At 30.9% G+C, this 18,337-nt stretch carries 19 protein-coding genes and 1 tRNA gene; 18 read left to right on the top strand and 2 right to left on the bottom strand.

Annotated features, from left to right (window positions below):
- Window positions 1-703 precede the first annotated feature (703 nt).
- Both ACF3N8_RS02135 and ACF3N8_RS02130 read left to right on the top strand, forming a co-directional pair.
- Window positions 704-1,096, top strand: coding sequence for a hypothetical protein (locus tag ACF3N8_RS02135; protein ID WP_009383236.1), 393 nt, complete (start codon window positions 704-706; stop codon window positions 1,094-1,096).
- On the top strand, window positions 1,086-1,895 hold the full coding sequence (locus ACF3N8_RS02130; RefSeq protein ID WP_392450410.1) for a site-specific DNA-methyltransferase: 810 nt from the start codon (window positions 1,086-1,088) through the stop codon (window positions 1,893-1,895). The genes ACF3N8_RS02135 and ACF3N8_RS02130 overlap by 11 nt, the downstream gene beginning before the upstream one ends.
- Window positions 1,896-1,922: 27 nt before the next feature.
- On the opposite strand, the gene ACF3N8_RS02125 is transcribed toward ACF3N8_RS02130, so the two are convergent.
- Window positions 1,923-2,597: an IS6 family transposase gene (locus tag ACF3N8_RS02125; protein WP_392450160.1), complete on the bottom strand. Its 675-nt coding sequence runs from the start codon at window positions 2,595-2,597 to the stop codon at window positions 1,923-1,925.
- Window positions 2,598-2,721: 124 nt separating this feature from the next.
- Here ACF3N8_RS02125 and ACF3N8_RS02120 point away from each other — a divergent pair, with 124 nt between their 5' ends.
- Window positions 2,722-2,823 carry a type I toxin-antitoxin system Fst family toxin gene (locus ACF3N8_RS02120; RefSeq protein ID WP_000228874.1) on the top strand — a complete coding sequence of 34 codons (102 nt, stop codon included), beginning with the start codon at window positions 2,722-2,724 and terminating at the stop codon, window positions 2,821-2,823.
- Between the two features lie 235 nt (window positions 2,824-3,058).
- Here the strand turns inward: ACF3N8_RS02120 and ACF3N8_RS02115 are convergent, their stop codons facing one another.
- Entirely contained in the window at window positions 3,059-3,400 is a 342-nt protein-coding gene (locus tag ACF3N8_RS02115) for a helix-turn-helix domain-containing protein (protein ID WP_064269183.1), read from the bottom strand.
- A 372-nt stretch (window positions 3,401-3,772) separates the two neighbouring features.
- Between ACF3N8_RS02115 and ACF3N8_RS02110 the strand changes: the two genes are divergently transcribed.
- The 15 genes from ACF3N8_RS02110 (at window position 3,773) to ACF3N8_RS02040 (ending at window position 18,288) form a co-directional block, all read left to right on the top strand.
- Window positions 3,773-4,927, top strand: a complete 1,155-nt coding sequence (locus tag ACF3N8_RS02110; protein WP_145431063.1) for an MFS transporter — start codon at window positions 3,773-3,775, stop codon at window positions 4,925-4,927.
- 588 nt (window positions 4,928-5,515) lie between these two features.
- Window positions 5,516-6,211 carry an ABC transporter ATP-binding protein gene (locus ACF3N8_RS02105; protein WP_009385213.1) on the top strand — a complete coding sequence of 232 codons (696 nt, stop codon included), beginning with the start codon at window positions 5,516-5,518 and terminating at the stop codon, window positions 6,209-6,211.
- Window positions 6,211-6,984 carry an ABC transporter permease gene (locus ACF3N8_RS02100; RefSeq protein ID WP_009385212.1) on the top strand — a complete coding sequence of 258 codons (774 nt, stop codon included), beginning with the start codon at window positions 6,211-6,213 and terminating at the stop codon, window positions 6,982-6,984. The genes ACF3N8_RS02105 and ACF3N8_RS02100 overlap by 1 nt, the downstream gene beginning before the upstream one ends.
- Window positions 6,985-7,905: 921 nt before the next feature.
- Window positions 7,906-8,109, top strand: a complete 204-nt coding sequence (locus ACF3N8_RS02095) for a hypothetical protein (protein ID WP_392450158.1) — start codon at window positions 7,906-7,908, stop codon at window positions 8,107-8,109.
- A gap of 88 nt (window positions 8,110-8,197) precedes the next feature.
- Window positions 8,198-8,410, top strand: coding sequence for a hypothetical protein (locus ACF3N8_RS02090; RefSeq protein WP_392450157.1), 213 nt, complete (start codon window positions 8,198-8,200; stop codon window positions 8,408-8,410).
- 1,364 nt (window positions 8,411-9,774) lie between these two features.
- Window positions 9,775-9,921 carry a hypothetical protein gene (locus ACF3N8_RS02085; protein ID WP_009385875.1) on the top strand — a complete coding sequence of 49 codons (147 nt, stop codon included), beginning with the start codon at window positions 9,775-9,777 and terminating at the stop codon, window positions 9,919-9,921.
- A 259-nt stretch (window positions 9,922-10,180) separates the two neighbouring features.
- Window positions 10,181-10,321: a CopG family transcriptional regulator gene (locus ACF3N8_RS02080; protein ID WP_009385926.1), complete on the top strand. Its 141-nt coding sequence runs from the start codon at window positions 10,181-10,183 to the stop codon at window positions 10,319-10,321.
- 74 nt (window positions 10,322-10,395) lie between these two features.
- Window positions 10,396-10,824 carry a Rep family protein gene (locus ACF3N8_RS02075; protein ID WP_392450154.1) on the top strand — a complete coding sequence of 143 codons (429 nt, stop codon included), beginning with the start codon at window positions 10,396-10,398 and terminating at the stop codon, window positions 10,822-10,824.
- Between the two features lie 215 nt (window positions 10,825-11,039).
- A complete protein-coding gene (alsS, locus tag ACF3N8_RS02070; protein WP_009385214.1) occupies window positions 11,040-12,704 on the top strand; it encodes an acetolactate synthase AlsS in 1,665 nt (554 codons plus the stop codon).
- 32 nt (window positions 12,705-12,736) lie between these two features.
- The gene (gene budA, locus ACF3N8_RS02065) at window positions 12,737-13,441 is read left to right on the top strand and encodes an acetolactate decarboxylase (RefSeq protein ID WP_238094345.1); all 705 of its coding nucleotides are present in this window, start codon (window positions 12,737-12,739) and stop codon (window positions 13,439-13,441) included.
- Window positions 13,442-13,475: 34 nt separating this feature from the next.
- A complete protein-coding gene (locus ACF3N8_RS02060; RefSeq protein WP_238101199.1) occupies window positions 13,476-15,080 on the top strand; it encodes an L-lactate permease in 1,605 nt (534 codons plus the stop codon).
- A gap of 132 nt (window positions 15,081-15,212) precedes the next feature.
- The gene (gene lqo / locus ACF3N8_RS02055) at window positions 15,213-16,712 is read left to right on the top strand and encodes an L-lactate dehydrogenase (quinone) (RefSeq protein ID WP_238101200.1); all 1,500 of its coding nucleotides are present in this window, start codon (window positions 15,213-15,215) and stop codon (window positions 16,710-16,712) included.
- 34 nt (window positions 16,713-16,746) lie between these two features.
- Window positions 16,747-16,848 (top strand): SE2200 family small protein, encoded by a 102-nt coding sequence (locus ACF3N8_RS02050; protein ID WP_238101201.1) that lies wholly within the window; start codon window positions 16,747-16,749, stop codon window positions 16,846-16,848.
- Between the two features lie 317 nt (window positions 16,849-17,165).
- Window positions 17,166-17,840: an IS6 family transposase gene (locus tag ACF3N8_RS02045; protein WP_392450151.1), complete on the top strand. Its 675-nt coding sequence runs from the start codon at window positions 17,166-17,168 to the stop codon at window positions 17,838-17,840.
- A 356-nt stretch (window positions 17,841-18,196) separates the two neighbouring features.
- Window positions 18,197-18,288 (top strand) — tRNA-Lys (locus ACF3N8_RS02040).
- Window positions 18,289-18,337 lie beyond the last annotated feature (49 nt).

Below are 18,337 nucleotides of genomic sequence, written 5' to 3'. Positions count from 1 at the left end.
TTTCTATTTTCTTCTGTATTCAAAACTTTGTGTTTATCTTTTACATTATTCAATAATTCATCCGAGTTCTTTTTCAATGTTTTTTAGTACATTTTTGGCATTTTATTTAAATGCTTTAGGGTCGGAAATAAAGGTATTAGAGTTTGCCACATTACCCATATTATTTATCATTTGTTTTATGATTATCTGATAATATCCCTGATAAGCAACCTCTATCGAGGACTTTATTGACAAGTCTTCAACTTGATGTGAGATTTGTTTATCTTAGTTTTGTTTAATATCTACTATAAAAGTATTTAAAGCTCCATCAAAATAGCTTTCTTTATCATTATTTTAATCTGAAATCGTACCTTAGACATTCAATTATTGATTTGAAATTAGAATATCATCAACATTTAGTTGTTACTTTTTCTTCATAAGCTTTATAAATACCTGTTAAAGCAATCTTCTATGTTACTTGATCGACAAAAGCTATTTGTATATGCATTTATAATTTCTGCCAGTATGACAGCATTTTAATGTTATTCGGATGTAACTTTCATAATGTTATAAGGTGTATCAAATTTCACATCAACCCCCCTTATCTCATTTTTATGTTCAATCGTTAAACTTCAATAAATAAAACTTAGGTTACTTTTTGGGTGTGTATTAGAAAGTTATAGATGTGTTAAAATTAAATAAATGATAATTTAGGGGTGTTACAGTGATTAAAGATAACTTAAACTTTAATAATACGGTAAGTGAAAACAATGTTTTTTTAGAAGAATTGAGGGAGAAATTGCCTAATTACTTTAGAAGTAATGTTTATGACGAAGAAGGAAATTTAATTGAATTAGGTGGTTTTGACCTTGAAAAATTTAATAATAATATTAAAAATTCACAGCAATCATTGTTTAGTTCAAGTTATACTTTAAATTTTGTAGGTAAAAATTACGCAAAAAAACAGGCTGGTGAAAAGTCAACATCTATTATAGTGCCAAATAAAAAAATTAATTTTAAAAACAAAAATGAGAATTTAATTTTTTCAGGTGATAATTTAGAAGTTTTACGTCACTTACAAAATAATTATCAAAATAGAATAGAATATATATATTGATCCACCTTATAATACAGGATCTGATGGTTTTACGTATCCGGATAAATTTGAATATAGTGATGAAAAATTAATTGAAATATTTAATTTATCTAACGAAGAATTAATTAGATTTAAATCAATACAAGGAAAATCTAATCATTCTGCGTGGTTAGCATTTATGTATCCAAGGCTATTATTAGCCAGAAAGCTACTTACAGAATCTGGGAAAATCAGTGTATCAATTGATGAAAACGAATTTGCAACTTTGAAAGTATTATTAGATGAAATTTTTGGTGAATCCTCATTTGTTGGTGATATTATAAGAAAAACTAAATCTACTACAAATGATTCTTCGACTGGTTTTAACCAACAACATGAACACACCTTGATATATGCTAAAAATATTAATCAGGTAAAAATGAAAGGTGATGCTAAAGAATTTGGAAATTATAAAAATATTGATAATGATCCTAATGGCCCGTGGGCATCAGATAATCCAAGTGCTAGAAGTGGAAGTAAAAATGCACTGTTTGAAATTAAGAATCCCTATACGGGAACTATCGATTTTCCGCCTAAAGGTAGATATTGGGCTTTTTCTAAAACAACTTTTGAGAACTGGGTTGAATCAGGAAAAGTGAAATTTAAGAAGGAAGTAAAGGGTTCAGAAAGAGGATTTATTGTGAAAAAATATTTGAAAGATATAAAAAACAAAAATAATCCAGTGAATTCACTCTTTGGTGTTGATAATAAATTTATGAATCAAGTGGCTACTAAGTATTTAGTGAAGGTTCTGTTGCAAAGTCAGAAAAAATATAACTAATTATCATTTTAACATGGTAGTATTCCCTTAACTGGCCAACATGTGACTAATTTCGTAGCACGGCGAAAATCCGTAGATTTGAAGAGACCTACGGTTCTTTTTATATAGACTATAAATACATTCAATACCTTTGAGTGTATTCTTTGCCGTATTGACGCTTTGATATCTCGTCTTTCTCACTTTAATATGACGGTGATCCTGCTCAATGAGGTTATTAAGATATTTAGATGTACAATGACAGTCGGGATTAAGTTTAAAATCTTTAATCAACTTAGACATTGCCACCTTCGTCGAAGGTGCCTGGTCTGTAATTATCATTTGAGGTTTACCAAATTGTTTAATAAGTCGCTTAATAAACGCATATGCTGAATGATTATCTCGTTTCTTACGTAACCAAATATCCAATGTATGACCATCTGCATCAATGGCACGATATAAATAGCACCATTTTCCTTTTATTTTAATGTATGTCTCATCAACGCGCCATTTATAATAAGCTTTTTTATGCTTTTTCTTCCAAATTTGATACAAAATAGGAGCATATTCTTGAACCCAACGGTAGATCGTTGAATGATGAACGTTAACGCCGCGTTCTCTTAGTATTTCAGATATATCACGATAACTAAGCGCGTATCTTAAGTAATAGCCAACGGCTACAGTTATTACATCTTTATTAAATTGCTTATATCTAAAATAATTCATAGAGAACGCTCCTTTTTTGTTAAAATTATACTATAAAATTAACTTTGCAACAGAACCTGATATAATATATAAGTCGCCTATCTCTCAGGCGTCAATTCAGACGCAGAGAGGAGGTGCATATCAGATGGTCGAAGCTCTTGTTCACATCACGACCACAGTCATCAGTGGTTGTATTGTTGCGTTATTTACGCATTGGCTACGTACACGTAACAATAAGAAAAAATAGGCGATATTAGTCAACACCTAAAAATCCCCTCACTATTGCGAGTAGTGAGGGGATTGGTGCATATAATACACGAAGCTCTTATTAAATATATTATAACACCATAGTGGATAGGAATGCAAAAGATCAAAAACAAAAAAGAAAGACTTAAAACCTGATTAATTCTGTAATTAAAAAAAGTATTTTGATTATATTCTCATCAATGGGGGAGTAGTTCAAATATATCTATGTATAACTTTTATTTCCGTTCCTTTCGTATTCCCTTTATGAATTCCTCATGGATAAATCCCCAATCACACATAGCACTTAATACGGGCTCCAATGATTTTCCATGTTTAGATAAAGAATATTCTACTTTTGGAGGGATTTCGTGATAAACAACACGAGTGATTAGGCCATCCCTTTCTAAGTCTCTAAGTTGTTGCGTTAGTACACCCTGTGTTATTTCAGGAATTAAATGTCTCAATTCTCCGAAACGTTTTGTGCCTTTTACTAAAAGAATAAATAATATATAAGGCTTCCACTTACTACCAATTACTTGAAGCGTGGTAACAATTCTATATTTTGATTGTTCATCCAACAGAGTATCTCCCCTTTAAAATAACAATGTATAATCATAAATTCGTACTAAGTATATTAATCATATCAAATGAAAAGAACAAAAATAATAAATTAGCCTGATAGATTTCTTGTTTTGTATATATGGATAATTTAACAAAAAAATAGGAGTTATTATATCGTACGTGATTGAATTAGTACCTTTTAACATACTAAGTATGAAAGATATGTCTACTTTTCAATCTGAATTTAGATCGGCATAATTATTATAAAGTACAAAATACTTTGTACATATAAAGAAACAATATACCTTCCATTTATTTCATCTTGTAATGAACAGTGTTCTATCATTTTTCGTACTTTTAGGTAAATATTTGAAATTGGAGTTGATTAAATGCCCTTTGTAATTTATGTATTAGGATTACTTATTTTTGCACAAACAACATCAGAATTTATGGTCGCTGGTATAATGCCAGTTCTTTCGGAAGAGTTTGGCGTATCTATCTCTTCTATTGGTTACCTTATTTCAGCTTATTCGGCAGGTATGGTCATCGGAGGCCCCATACTTACCTTAGCTTTACTTAAAGTGGCTCGAAAAAAAGCCCTGTTGACTCTTACTTTTGTGTATTTAATAGGTCAGATACTTGGGGCGATGGCACCTAATTATGAGATAATGTTCGTAGCACGTTTAATTACGGGAATTAGTTCTGCTGCTTGTTTTGGTCTATGTATGGCGATTGCTTTTCAATTAGTGAGTGCGCATACTCGCGGACGTGCTGCTTCCATTGTTTTGGGTGGTTTAATGCTGGCAACCGCAGCTGGTCTTCCAATTACTATTATGGTAGAACAATATTTTGGATGGCGCGCTAGCTTTTGGACTATTGCCTTATTAGTTTTATTAGCAGGCATATTAGCATATATCTTTATTCCATCTGTTGCTCAACAAGAACAGACCAGTGTTCGAAAAGAACTTGGTTTATTTAAAAATTATTCTTTATGGGCGGCTTATGTAACAAGTATGGTAGTTATAGGTGCAATTATTACAGGATTTAGTTACTTTACACCAATTTTAACTAGTATTTCGGGAGTTAAATCGACAACCGTTCCTTATATTCTTGCTGGTTATGGTATAGCAATGGTAATAGGGAATATTATTGTGGGTCGATTGGCTGATACTTATATGATTTCAGTTTTAGTTGTAGGACTTAGCGTCTTGACAGTTACCTTTGTGGTGTTTGGACTTTTTACAGAACTTCCTATGATTGCTGTAATTTCAATAATCACTGTTGGTTTTGTAGGATTATCAATGAATCCTGCTTTAGCCATTCGCGTAACTAGAGTTGGTGGTACAGGTACATTAGTTGCCAGTGTCCATAATTCGATGATTAATTTAGGAAATACATTTGGTCCTGCGATTGGTGGGTTCGCTATTGAGGCTGGATTTGGATTAGCTTCTCCATTATGGGTCGGTTTAATTTTATCTATTATTGCTCTAATATCTTTATTACCTATTGTTAGAGGTAATATCCCTTTTCTTAATACTAAATAGGTGGTCAACATATCTATAGAAAAATAATGGTTCTGTTGCAAAGTTAAAAATCATGTAATATTTATACTGAAAAACGAAAAATAATTAATACTAACAAAACTCTTTACTGTTAAAACAATATTTGCTTTTATAGTTTTGTATAGATGTGCATATAATTTTAACTTTGCAACAGAACCGGCATTGTTTTGTAAAAAAACAAGGTTGTTTTGTGTAATATATCACAGAATAGTATACTTACAAAAAAGAAAAAATCAAGTATTTCAAAAATTTATTGAGAGACAAATGCATTTAATAAGGGAATGTAACACGTTTTTATTTTTAACTCTAACTCTTCAAGCATTTTAGAGGTTTGGCAATCAAGATTGCTAGCCATTATTCATTAATTAATATAAATGAATAAAAAATGAGTTGAACATTTACTTGATAAATTAGTGATTAGTTATATTTTTATCTTTGCAACAGAACCATCTTTTTGACAATATATACTTTTTATAATTTAAATAGTATCGATATCACACTAATTATATATTTATAATTGTTTGTGTGGTAATATTAATATATAAGCCACAAAATCAAAAGGGGAGTACTATGGAATTATTAACTTTGAACGAAATTAGTAAAAACATCAAAAGTAAAAAGATTCTAAAAGATGTATCCTTCACACTTAGTAGTGGGGATATTATTGGTTTAGTAGGTGGAAATGGTGCAGGCAAGACAACATTAATGAAAGTTATTTTAGGTCTATCTAGTTATCAATCAGGAACTCTGAAATCACATACTTCGAACAAAAGTAATGATATAGGTGCTCTAATTGAAAACCCTGGTTTATATCCATTTCTTACTGGTTTTGAAAATATGAAGCTTATTAATGAAGATAAAGACACGAGTAATATTCAGCAAATTGTTGATAAGTTAGAAATGAATGATTTTATACATAGTAAAGCAAAAACTTATTCTTTAGGAATGAAACAAAAGTTAGGCATCGCTCTTGCTCTTTTAAATCACCCCCAATTAGTTATCTTAGATGAACCGATGAATGGCTTAGATCCAAAAGCTGTGAAAAATGTGAGAGAAACAATTATAGACTTTAAAAATCAAGGTGTAACTTTTTTAATATCTAGTCACATTTTAAGTGAACTTGTTAAAGTTACAGACTCAATTTTAATTATTGATAAAGGTGAAATTATTAAAGAGACTACTATGGAAGAATTGAACCAATCAAATGAAAGTGATTTAGAAAACATATTACTTAATATTATTGATCATAAGGGGGAACAATCATAATGGGCACTTTAATTAATCAAGAACTTTATAAGATATTTAAAAAGAAATCATCCATTATTATCCCAATTATAATCTTTATTATAATGATTGCTATGGCAGTCTTAAGTAATAATTATGAAGATATACTTAAGCCAGAATCACAGTTCAAACAAGGGTATACAGGATTTGCTTGGATTATCTTCTTAATGATTATTCAAGCGGCAACCATAATCACTATGGAATTCCACTACGGTACAATTAAGAACTTACTTTATAGAAACTACTCAAGAATGAGTATTATTTTAAGTAAATTTATCGCTTTATTTATTTATTCATTAATATTATTTATTGTTACTACCTTGATAAGCTTAGGTTTAAAATTAATCCTATTCTCAGATATGGATATTTTAAAACAATCTGGGGACAATTTATCACTGTTACAAGAGCACTTATTAACTGCTTTAGCTACTTATATTGGTATGTGGTTAATATTGAGTTTAACATTATTAATTTCTTGCCTTTTAAAATCACCAGGTGTTTCGATTGCTGTAGGAATTGTCTTTTACTTTGCTTCTTCTGTTGTTTCAGGCATACTATTTGCGGCAATTGCTCAATGGGAATGGTTAAAATGGAATCCTATCAACATGTTGAATTTAAGTACACAAGTATTAGATAACGAATTATTCAAAAAAATGACTAAACTAGAAATGCACGAATTATATATTGGTAATGTTGTCTATATTATTATCTTTTTAGCATTGGTAATTTATGCTTTTAAAAAGAAAAATATTTAAAGACATTTCATATCTAAAAAGTAATATTCAAAGTAGTTGATAGTAGACGATATTTTCTTTTATAGACTCTCTTTCAAATAGGACTGGTGAGCTAAAACACAGAGATTAAGCAGCATAAAGTTGCTTAATCTCTTTTTTAGGATTAGCTACAAAAAGATTTATACATAAAATGATACGATTGCGTAAATTACCATAAATCTTGTGGAAGATGACGGTTTTACAAGATTAGATTTGGCTTTCTGATTTTTAGTTTTAAGTGAATTTAATTCTATACTTTGAGCAGAGGAAGCTAACAGATCATAAATTAATTGTAATAAATTTATGATCCGTTACAATATTGTGACTGTTTTGTAAGCGGTTTAAAAATCTACTTTTTTCTTTATACTAAAATTGTAAAAACAATTATTTTTAAAAGGAAATTTACAATGAAGAAGATTTCACTTATTTTAATTTCTTGTTTAGTTACTTTTGCAACGTTATTTAGTCCTGTAACGTAAGCAGAAGAGAATAAAACCTCTGAAAATAAGGTGTTAAACAAAGATGATGTAGAAAGAGTCGATTTAAACCAAGTTCAAAATCTTGATGCAACACTTAAAAAACACAAATTAACACAAGAGAATTTGTTGAATAATAACTATAAAGTTAAAAAAGATGGTTCTGTTGCAAAGTGAAAAATAATGTAATATAAATACAAATAAATGCAAAAACAATCAATATATATAAATGATTTATCGTTAAAATAACATTTATTTTTTTATATTTGCATAGTATTGTATACTAATTTTACTTTGCAACAGAACCCAAGATATTATACATTTGAATGATTTTGATATAGACAGATATGTATTTTTAGATGAAAGTCAGAAAAGAAGTTTAAAAAATACACTACTTCAAATTGTGAAAAAGGAACACATAGTTAATGTGATTGATTTGATGTGTTTCTTAGAACAATACGGCGAAGAAAAATATGATATTGAAAATATGAATTACGTTCATGATGTTGTTACTGCGAATTCTGGTAGTTTTAGATTGTGGTTCGAAGGTAATTATCAGTGTGGTTATAGGGCGAAATATGCGCAAGTGATTAATAGTGTTACTGGTGAGGTAATGAACGATAATGATTAGAAAAATGAAAATGAAATCGTATGTTGGGAGGTTTTGATTTTGGAAGATGAGAAAACAATCAAAGAACAAATCCAAGATTTTTATTTGAATGGTGGAACATATGACGAAGAAGAAACAAGATCTTGTACTTACTAAAGAAGAAGATTTAAATAAACTACGTCGTAGTTTAAATGAATTCGAAGAGTCATTGCTAAGATCTCAATCGAAAATAAAACAACAAGAAATTAACAAAAGAATTATTAGCGAAGTAAAAGATGGCGGTCAAACCGCTGAAATATTATCATCAATTTTTAGTAAGTAATTCTAGAATTTAATACTAAAAAGTAACACTCTCTATTAAGTTAGAGGGTGTTTTTTTGTTAAAAAAATGGCTAAAAAAGTGCGTAATGCTAAAAATACCTAATACGCACGTATCGTATCAAGTACTGATATAGAGCCTTTTTTTATTACGCATTTTATGGTACCAGTTCAGAATTAGTATGTCACATTTGAAGTTATCGAAGATAATTTCAAACAGTTCTATAAACCCCACTATGTAGGCGTTTATAGCAGGAAGAGAGCGAAGCGATCGGTAAGATAAACCTCCAGCTATGCTGGATAACACGAAAGTGGTACCGGTTTTCCTTATCCTGATTCATTTTGAAATACCGGTTACGCACCGGTGTGAAAAAAATGAATTTTTTGTAGAACTAATATTGAGATTGGAACGATATATTAGTCACAAAAACACTGTAATAATATGAGCGAGCGAATATTTTATTAGTTAAATCGAGATACTTTACTCGTAAATATCCGATTTATGTTTAGAGAATGCGACGCTAATTAGGAGCATTAAATAAACTACAGAAAATCGAAAAGTACATTATATAATTCGATTTTCTGTATCTCTTTTTTTCATTTCAACTGAAAAAAAGAGGTTACTATAATTAGTAACCTCAATGATGTACAGCGAATTTTTTTGTGAATTTCTACCGATCTTTACAATCATCGTATGTTGGAACTCCGAATTCTCATGCAAGAATGATATATCCTTTCTTTTTATTACCTTTTTTAAAAAAAGAAAGGATTCATTAGTAAAGTAACCGATTTTTTCAAATCTATACGCAATACTTTACTAACGCACATTGTTATTTCTCGAACAGTATTATTAAGTTTATCTATTTTTCTTATCTTCTCTTCAGTAACTTATGGGTTTATACACAAACACAACTACGATACTAAAAGAGCTAATACTGTTTCAGATATTGATCAAGAATTAAAGTTTAGTCAAACAGGTGCAGAAGTAAAACTTAAAGAACAAAAACGATATGGTGATATGACAGTAATACCTTTAACTATTGTGATAAAGTTTGTTAAAAAAGGAGGGTTTTTTGATGCCATTTGGTTCTTTTGTAGCAATTTTATGTGCTTTATTTGTGATATTTTATTTACCTTATGCAGAGAAGAAAAAGAAAAAATAGACCACGCATTTATGCCGAGAAAATTTATTGTGCGTTGAGAAGAACCCTTAACTAAACTTGTAGACGAATGTCGGCATAGCGTGAGCTATTAAGCCGACCATTCGACAAGTTTTGGGATTGTTAAGGGTTCCGAGGCTCAACGTCAATAAAGCAATTGGAATAAAGCAATTTTATTTTTTGAGAAGAAAACGAAAGGGGTTTTTCTATGAAATTTGGAAATTATAAAATTGACTCGTTTTACTTAAGCATGATTATAGGTGTTTTAGCTACTTCGTTATTTTTCCCTTATATACTTTTATCTGTTTTTGTTTTATTAATATTTGGTTTAAAAAAAGATGATAAAGAGGGTTAATTTTCTTCTTTAAATCTTAAAGATTGAGGTGGAAAAAGGGGGGGCTACTACGACCCCCCATATACTGTGCCGTGTTCCAACTTTTGTTAAAAGCACATCTTCAAGCTTACGGAGAGAAGGGGTTTCAGAGTTTCAAAAGAACCAACGTTTGTTGGCGATTTTACCAACATTTTCGGTTTTTTGTGTTAAAATTTGATAAAAGTACACAACAATGATACGCTTATTTTAATAATTTAGGCTGAATTGAAGGGAGAAAAAGATGACGGAAAAAAGAAGATTTACGATTAGTTTGTCGGATAGTTTTTATGAGTATTTGGAAAAATTGTGTAAAGAAAAGGGATTAAGTAAATCGGCGATGATTACATTAATTTTAGAAGAATATAAGAAAGGAGAAAAATGAGCATAAAAAAAGAGCGCCCCGACAAAAGAACGCTCTTGAGCATATGCTTATATTTTCAAAGGTAATTATATAACATGACTAAAAAAATAACAAAGGCTAGAAATTTCACTTTTATTATTTATCCAGAAAGTATTCCAGAAGATTGGCAATCACGTTTAGAAAAAATTGATATTCCAATGGCGATTAGTCCATTGCACGATAAAGACGAAACAGAACGTAAAAATTTAACTGAAGATGAGCAAGAGAAAGTAGATAAAGGGGAAAAAATATATAAAAAAGAACACTATCATGTTTTATATATTGCTAAAAACCCTGTAACAATTGAGAGTGTAAGAAATAAAGTAAAACGAGCATTAGGAAACAAATCTATATCGCATGTAGAAATTGTGGACGGGATAGAAAGTCTTTATAAGTATCTAACACACGAGAGTAAAGACGCTATTAAGAAAAAGAAACATAAATATGATAGACAAGATATGGTTCTGTTGCAAAGTGAAAAATAATGTAATATAAATACAAATAAATGCAAAAACAATCAATATATATAAATGATTTATCGTTAAAATAACATTTATTTTTTTATATTTGCATAGTATTGTATACTAATTTTACTTTGCAACAGAACCTGAAAATTCAATGTGATTGAATTTTCATTGAATGTATATCAAACTAGTAGATATAGACATGTAATATGAAACTTGAAAGGAAATGAACGTAAATGGCTAATAAAAATTATAATGCAGCTAACATAGTTATTGATACTCTAAAAAATAATGGTGTGGAATATGTATTTGGTATTCCAGGAGCGAAAATTGATTATTTATTTAATGCACTTGAAGATGATGGTCCAGAATTGATTGTTACACGTCACGAACAAAATGCGGCAATGATGGCACAAGGTATAGGAAGATTAACTGGTAAACCTGGTGTAGCTCTTGTTACAAGTGGTCCAGGCGTGAGTAATCTAACAACCGGATTATTAACAGCAACTTCAGAAGGCGACCCTGTACTAGCGTTAGGTGGACAAGTCAAACGTAATGATTTATTACGTTTGACACATCAAAGCATTGATAATGCAGCCTTATTAAAATCATCTACAAAATATAGTGTAGAGGTACAAGATCCTGAATCTTTATCAGAAGTCATTACAAATGCAATGAGAACAGCAACTTCAGGTAAAAATGGTGCCAGTTTTGTTAGCATTCCACAAGATGTGATTTCTTCACCTGTTGAATCTAAAGCCATATCATTATGTCAAAAACCAGATTTAGGTGTCCCAAGTAATCAAGATATTAATGATGTAATTGAAACAATTAAAAATGCATCATTCCCTGTTCTTCTAGTGGGTATGAGAAGTTCCAGCGTAGATGAAACAAATGCAATTCGTAAGTTAGTTGAAAAAACAAATTTACCAGTTGTAGAGACATTCCAAGGTGCCGGTGTTATTAGCCGAGAACTTGAAAATCATTTCTTTGGTCGTGTTGGATTATTCCGTAATCAAGTGGGTGATGAATTACTACGTAAAAGTGATTTAGTCATCACAATCGGTTATGATCCAATTGAATATGAAGCAAGTAATTGGAATAAAGAATTAGATACAAAAATTATCAATATTGATGAAGTTCCAGCTGAAATCACTAATAATATGCAACCAGTGAAAGAATTAATAGGTAATATTTCTGGAACAATCGAAATGATTTCAGAAAAAGTGCATGAACCATTTATTAATGAACAGCACCTAGATGAATTAGAACAATTAAGATCATACATTATTGATAAAACAGGTATTAAAGCAATACATGAAGATGGAATATTACATCCAATTGAAGTTATCGAATCTATGCAAAAAGTTTTAACAGACGATACTACGGTAACTGTCGATGTCGGAAGTCATTATATTTGGATGGCACGTAAATTCAGAAGTTATCATCCAAGACACTTATTATTCAGTAATGGTATGCAAACGTTAGGTGTCGCATTACCATGGGCGATTTCAGCAGCGCTTGTAAGACCGAATAAACAAGTTGTCTCAGTTGCTGGTGATGGTGGTTTCTTATTCTCATCACAAGATTTAGAAACAGCAGTTCGTAAAAAATTGAATATTATTCAATTAATTTGGAATGATGGTAAATATAATATGGTTGAATTCCAAGAAGAAATGAAATATGAACGTTCGTCAGGTGTAGACTTTGGTTCAGTTGATTTTGTGAAATATGCAGAATCCTTTGGAGCAAAAGGAATGCGTGTAACAAATCAAGAAGAATTAGAAAATGCGATTAAAAAAGGTTATGAAATTCAAGGACCTGTAGTCATTGATATACCTGTAAATTATAAAGATAATATGAAACTTTCAACCAATATGTTGCCTGATGCATTTAATTAATAATCAAATAGTAATTGAGGAGTGAATCTTTTATGACTAATATCTTATATCAACACGGTACATTAGGAACATTGATGGCAGGACTATTAAAAGGTACTGCCTCAATTAATGAAATATTAAAACATGGAGATTTAGGTATTGCGACTTTAACGGGATCGAATGGAGAAGTGATATTTGTGGATGGTAAGGCTTACCATGCTAATGAACATAAAGATTTTATTGAATTAAAAGGTGATGAATTAACACCTTATGCGACAGTGACGAAATTCAAGGCAGATACAACATACCAAACTAAAGATAAATCATCTGACGATGTTTTTGACGAAATTAAAGAAAACATGATGAGTGAAAACTTGTTTTCAGCTGTTAAAATTTCTGGAGTATTCAAAAAAATGCACGTTCGCATGATGCCTGGACAAGAGCCGCCATATACACGATTAATTGATTCGGCACGCAGACAACCCGAACAAACTGAAACGTATGTTGAAGGAACTGTTGTTGGTTTCTTTACGCCCGAACTATTCCATGGTATTGGATCTTCAGGATTTCATATACACTTTGCGAATGATGATCGTAACTTCGGCGGCCATGTGCTAGACTTTGAAATAGAAGATGCTAAGGTTGAAATTCAGAACTTCGAAACATTCGAACAACATTTCCCAATCAATGATGAAATCTTTAATAAGACGGATATTGATTATAAAGATATTGCAGAGGAAATTAGAGAAGCAGAATAGTATCTTAAAAATTAAAAGAGGAGTATAAATTGTTATGTTAGTGCATTCATTTGATCCATTTCATAATTTATTGTTATCCTCAATCGTTGCTGCTATACCAATCATTCTTTTCTTATTGTGTTTAACAGTATTTAAAATGAAAGGTTTTTATGCTGCATTAACAACTTTGATTATAACAATATTAGTAGCATTATTAGTTTTTAAATTACCTTTGAACATTGCTGGAGGAGCCACATTTGAAGGTTTCTATCAAGGTATTATCCCCATTGGTTTTATAGTTATTATGGCCGTATGGTTGTATAAAATTTCTACCAAAAGTGGTCAATTTGATATTGTTAAAGACAGTATAGCTAGTATTTCACAAGATCAACGTATTCAATTATTACTAATTGGTTTTGTATTTAATGCATTTTTAGAAGGCGCAGCCGGATTTGGTGTACCAATTGCTATATGCGCTGTATTACTTACGCAGCTGGGATTCAAACCCTTAGAGGCAGCTATGCATTGTTTAGTAGGCAATGCTGCTGCTGGGGCTTATGGTGCAGTAGGAATTCCAGTAGCTATTATTGATACGTTAAATTTATCAGGTGATGTTTCTGCTACCGAGGTAGCACTAATTGGTAATTTAACTTTAGGGTTTATTAGCTTTTTTGTGCCTTTCTTATTAATATTTATGATTGATGGATTCAGAGGTATTAAAGAGATATTACCATCTATTTTAGTTGTTTCTGTAACTTATACGTTTTTACAAGTGATTATAACATCATTTGCAGGTCCTGAACTTGCAGATATTATACCTGGATTGGCAGCTATGATTGCACTAGCATTATTCTCTAGTAAATTTCAACCTAAAAACATATTTAGATTACAACAAAATGAAGAACCTAAACGTGTAGCTAAACATTCATTCAAAAATATTGTTTATGCATGGAGTCCTTTCATCATTTTAACTGTTATTGTACTTATATGGAGTTCATCATTCTTTAAAGGATTATTTGAAAAGAAAGGACTATTACACTCTCTTGTAATTAATTTTAATGTACCTGGTACGATGAATGACGTAACGCACGCACCTAATGTACTCACTTTTAATTTTATTGCACAAACCGGTACAGCTATATTAATTACAGCCATTTTGACTATTATTATTGCAAATAACATGAATTTTAAAATTGCTGGGAGACTATTAGGATTAACAGTGAAAGAACTATGGATTTCTGTATTAACAATATGTTTTATCCTAGCTGTATCTAAAGTAATGACTTATGGCGGATTAAGTAGTGCTATGGGCCAAGGTATTGCTAAAGCTGGACCTATATTTCCACTATTATCACCAGTTTTAGGTTGGATAGGTGTATTTATGACTGGATCAGTTGTAAATAACAATGCATTGTTTGCTCCAATACAAGCCTCTGTTGCTGGGCAAATTGGTGCGAAAGGCTCATTACTTGTAGCAGCTAATGTTGCTGGTGGTGTCACGGCTAAAATTGTATCACCTCAATCTATAGCTATAGCTACTGCTGCAGTTAATGAAGTAGGAAATGAGTCGCAATTAATGAAAATGACAATGCGTTTTAGTATAGGATTATTAGTATTTGTATGCATCTGGACATTTCTACTTAGCTTATTAATAAGTTAAGTAGAAATAGCAATAATATTACAGAATAAGTAGCTATTCCATAAAAGAATAGTTCATATTAAAATTAAGTATTTTATTTTCTGTATATTTTGTATTACACTAATATTCGTACTTAAAAGAAGGGAGTCAATTATGAATACAAAAGAGTCAAAAACAGTTGTTGTTATTGGCGCTGGTGTTTTAAGCACAACTTTTAGTTCTATGCTTAAAGAGTTAGAACCAAATTGGAATATAAAACTATATGAACGTTTAGATCGTCCTGGTATCGAAAGTTCAAATGAGCGTCATAATGCTGGAACTGGTCATGCTGCTTTATGTGAATTGAACTATACAGTGAAACAACCTGATGGATCAATTGATATAGAAAAAGCAAAAGAAATTAATGAGCAGTTTGAGATTTCAAAACAATTTTGGGGTCATTTAGTTAAAAATAATAGTATTTCTAACCCTAAAGAATTTATTCAACCATTACCTCACATTAGTTTTGTTAGAGGTAAAAATAACGTTCAATTCTTAAAGGATCGTTATCATGCTATGAAGGATTTTCCAATGTTCGACAATATTGAATATACCGAAGATATTGAAGAGATGAGAAAATGGGTTCCATTAATGATGGCGGGTCATAGCTCAAGTGATATTATGGCTGCTAGTAAGATTAACGAAGGTACAGACGTTAACTTTGGAGAGCTTACTCGTAAAATGGCTAAAAATATTGAACAACATCCTAATGCCAATGTTCAATATAATCATGAAGTAATAGACTTTAACCATCGAAAAGATGGTAAATGGGAAGTTAAAGTGCGTCAACGTAACAGTGGTGATATTCAAACTGAACTTGCTGATTATGTATTTATTGGTGCTGGTGGTGGTGCTATTCCACTATTACAAAAAACTGGAATTCCAGAAAGTAAACATTTGGGCGGATTCCCTATTACAGGGCAATTTTTAATTTGTACTAACCCAGACATTATAGCCCAACATGATGCCAAAGTTTATGGTAAAGAACCACCTGGAACACCACCTATGACAGTACCTCACTTGGATACTCGATATATTGATGGTGAACGTACATTATTATTTGGTCCATTCGCTAGTGTGGGTCCTAAATTCTTAAAAAATGGTTCTAATCTTGATTTATTTAAATCAGTCAAACCATATAATATTACAACATTATTATCTGCTGCTGCTAAAAACCTACCTTTAATCAAATATTCATTTGATCAAATATTAATGACTAAAGAAGGTTGTATGAATCATTTACGTACATTTTATCCAGAAGCACGTGATGAAGATTGGCAGTTATACACTGCAGGCAAACGTGTACAAGTGATTAAAGATACTCCTGAATATGGTAAAGGATTTATTCAATTTGGTACAGAAGTTGTTAATTCTGAAGATCATTCGGTAATAGCTTTATTAGGAGAGTCTCCAGGAGCATCAACTTCAGTATCTGTAGCTCTAGAAGTACTTGAGAAAAACTTCCCTGAATATGAATCTGAATGGATGCCTAAAATACAAAAAATGATTCCATCTTATGGTAAATCACTCATTAATGATACTGCATTAATGAAAAAAATCCGTCAACAGACATCAAAAGATTTAGAATTAAATTATTATACGAGTAGTAAATAATTTATAGCGTAAGTTGAGATATAGGAGGATTGTTATGAATAAGATATTAACAATTTTAGTAGTTATTACTGTTGTTTTTTTGGGATTAAAACGTTATCAAGCTCATGTTAATAAGGTGCCTAATATCGAATATTAATAAAAACATTTAGTGTATATTGTGTAATAGAGAGAAATATCAAGTATAACTAAAATATATTATTTTAGTTTAACATTTAGTTTGTGTTGTTTTTATTTGTTATTTTACTCAGTTATCACAATTAGATTCTATAAAACAGAAGGAAAAGCCGAGAAAACCAAGGGATTTCTCGGCTTTTTTGATTGAAAAAAGTTAATTTGTACATGTATTGAAAAGTATAGTCTATTGTGGTTAATTTTTGAATATTTGTATAGGTCTTTTGGTTCTGTTGCAAAGTTGAGTTTATAGTATAATTTTAACAAAAAGGAGCATGCTATATGAACTATTTCAGATATAAACAATTTAACAAGGACGTCATCACTGTAGCCGTTGGCTACTATCTAAGATACGGGCTGAGTTATCGTGATATATCTGAAATACTAAGAGAACGTGGTGTCAACGTTCATCATTCAACGGTCTACCGTTGGGTTCAAGAATATGCTCCGATTTTGTATCAAATTTGGAAGAAAAAACATAAAAAAGCCTATTACAAATGGCGTATTGATGAGACGTACATCAAAATAAAAGGGAAATGGAGCTATTTATATCGTGCCATTGATGCAGATGGTCATACATTGGATATTTGGTTACGTAAGCAACGAGATAATCATTCAGCATATGCGTTTATTAAGCGACTTATTAAACAATTTGGTAAACCTCAAATGATAATTACAGACCAGGCACCTTCGACGAAGGTGGCAATGTCTAAGTTGATTAAAGATTTTAAACTTAATCCCGACTGTCATTGTACATCTAAATATCTTAATAACCTCATTGAGCAGGATCACCGTCATATTAAAGTGAGAAAGACGAGATATCAAAGCGTCAATACGGCAAAGAATACACTCAAAGGTATTGAATGTATTTATGGTCTATATAAAAAGAACCGTAGGTCTCTTCAGATCTACGGATTTTCGCCGTGCTACGAAATTAATCACATGTTGGCCAGTTAAGAGAATACTACCATGTTAAAATGATAATTAGTTATATTTTTTCTGACTTTGCAACAGAACCTAATGTTTTTTAGGTTTTGGAAACGAGTTTCTTCTTATTTTGAGAGGCGAAAAAAAGATTTGTAGGTACTAAAGATATAATTTTAGAGCATACTCTAAATACCCCTTTAAAATGAAAAAATAAGGATATTGGATTATCACGCGAAAATTTTAGTTTTAGGTGGAATAAAAATAATAATCCTTTAGGAAGTTTATAAGAAACTATAAAATAATACAAAACGGCTGGGTCCTAAAAACCCAGCCGTTTTGTATTGACTTAATATTATATAGATGTTATCATTATATAGTATTTGTATGGAAGGATACCCAAGTCTGGCTATAAGGGGATTAATATTTAATATTAATTAGGAGCTTTTTGCTCGCGTTGGTTCGAATCCTTCTCCTTCCGCTAAAAAACACTCCAGTTATATAACTGGAGTGTTTTTATATTTTATTTT

It is taken from the genome of Staphylococcus massiliensis, assembly GCF_043186315.1.
Taxonomy (GTDB): Bacteria; Bacillota; Bacilli; order Staphylococcales; family Staphylococcaceae; genus Staphylococcus; species Staphylococcus massiliensis.
This window is presented reverse-complemented; position numbering and strand designations above follow the sequence as displayed.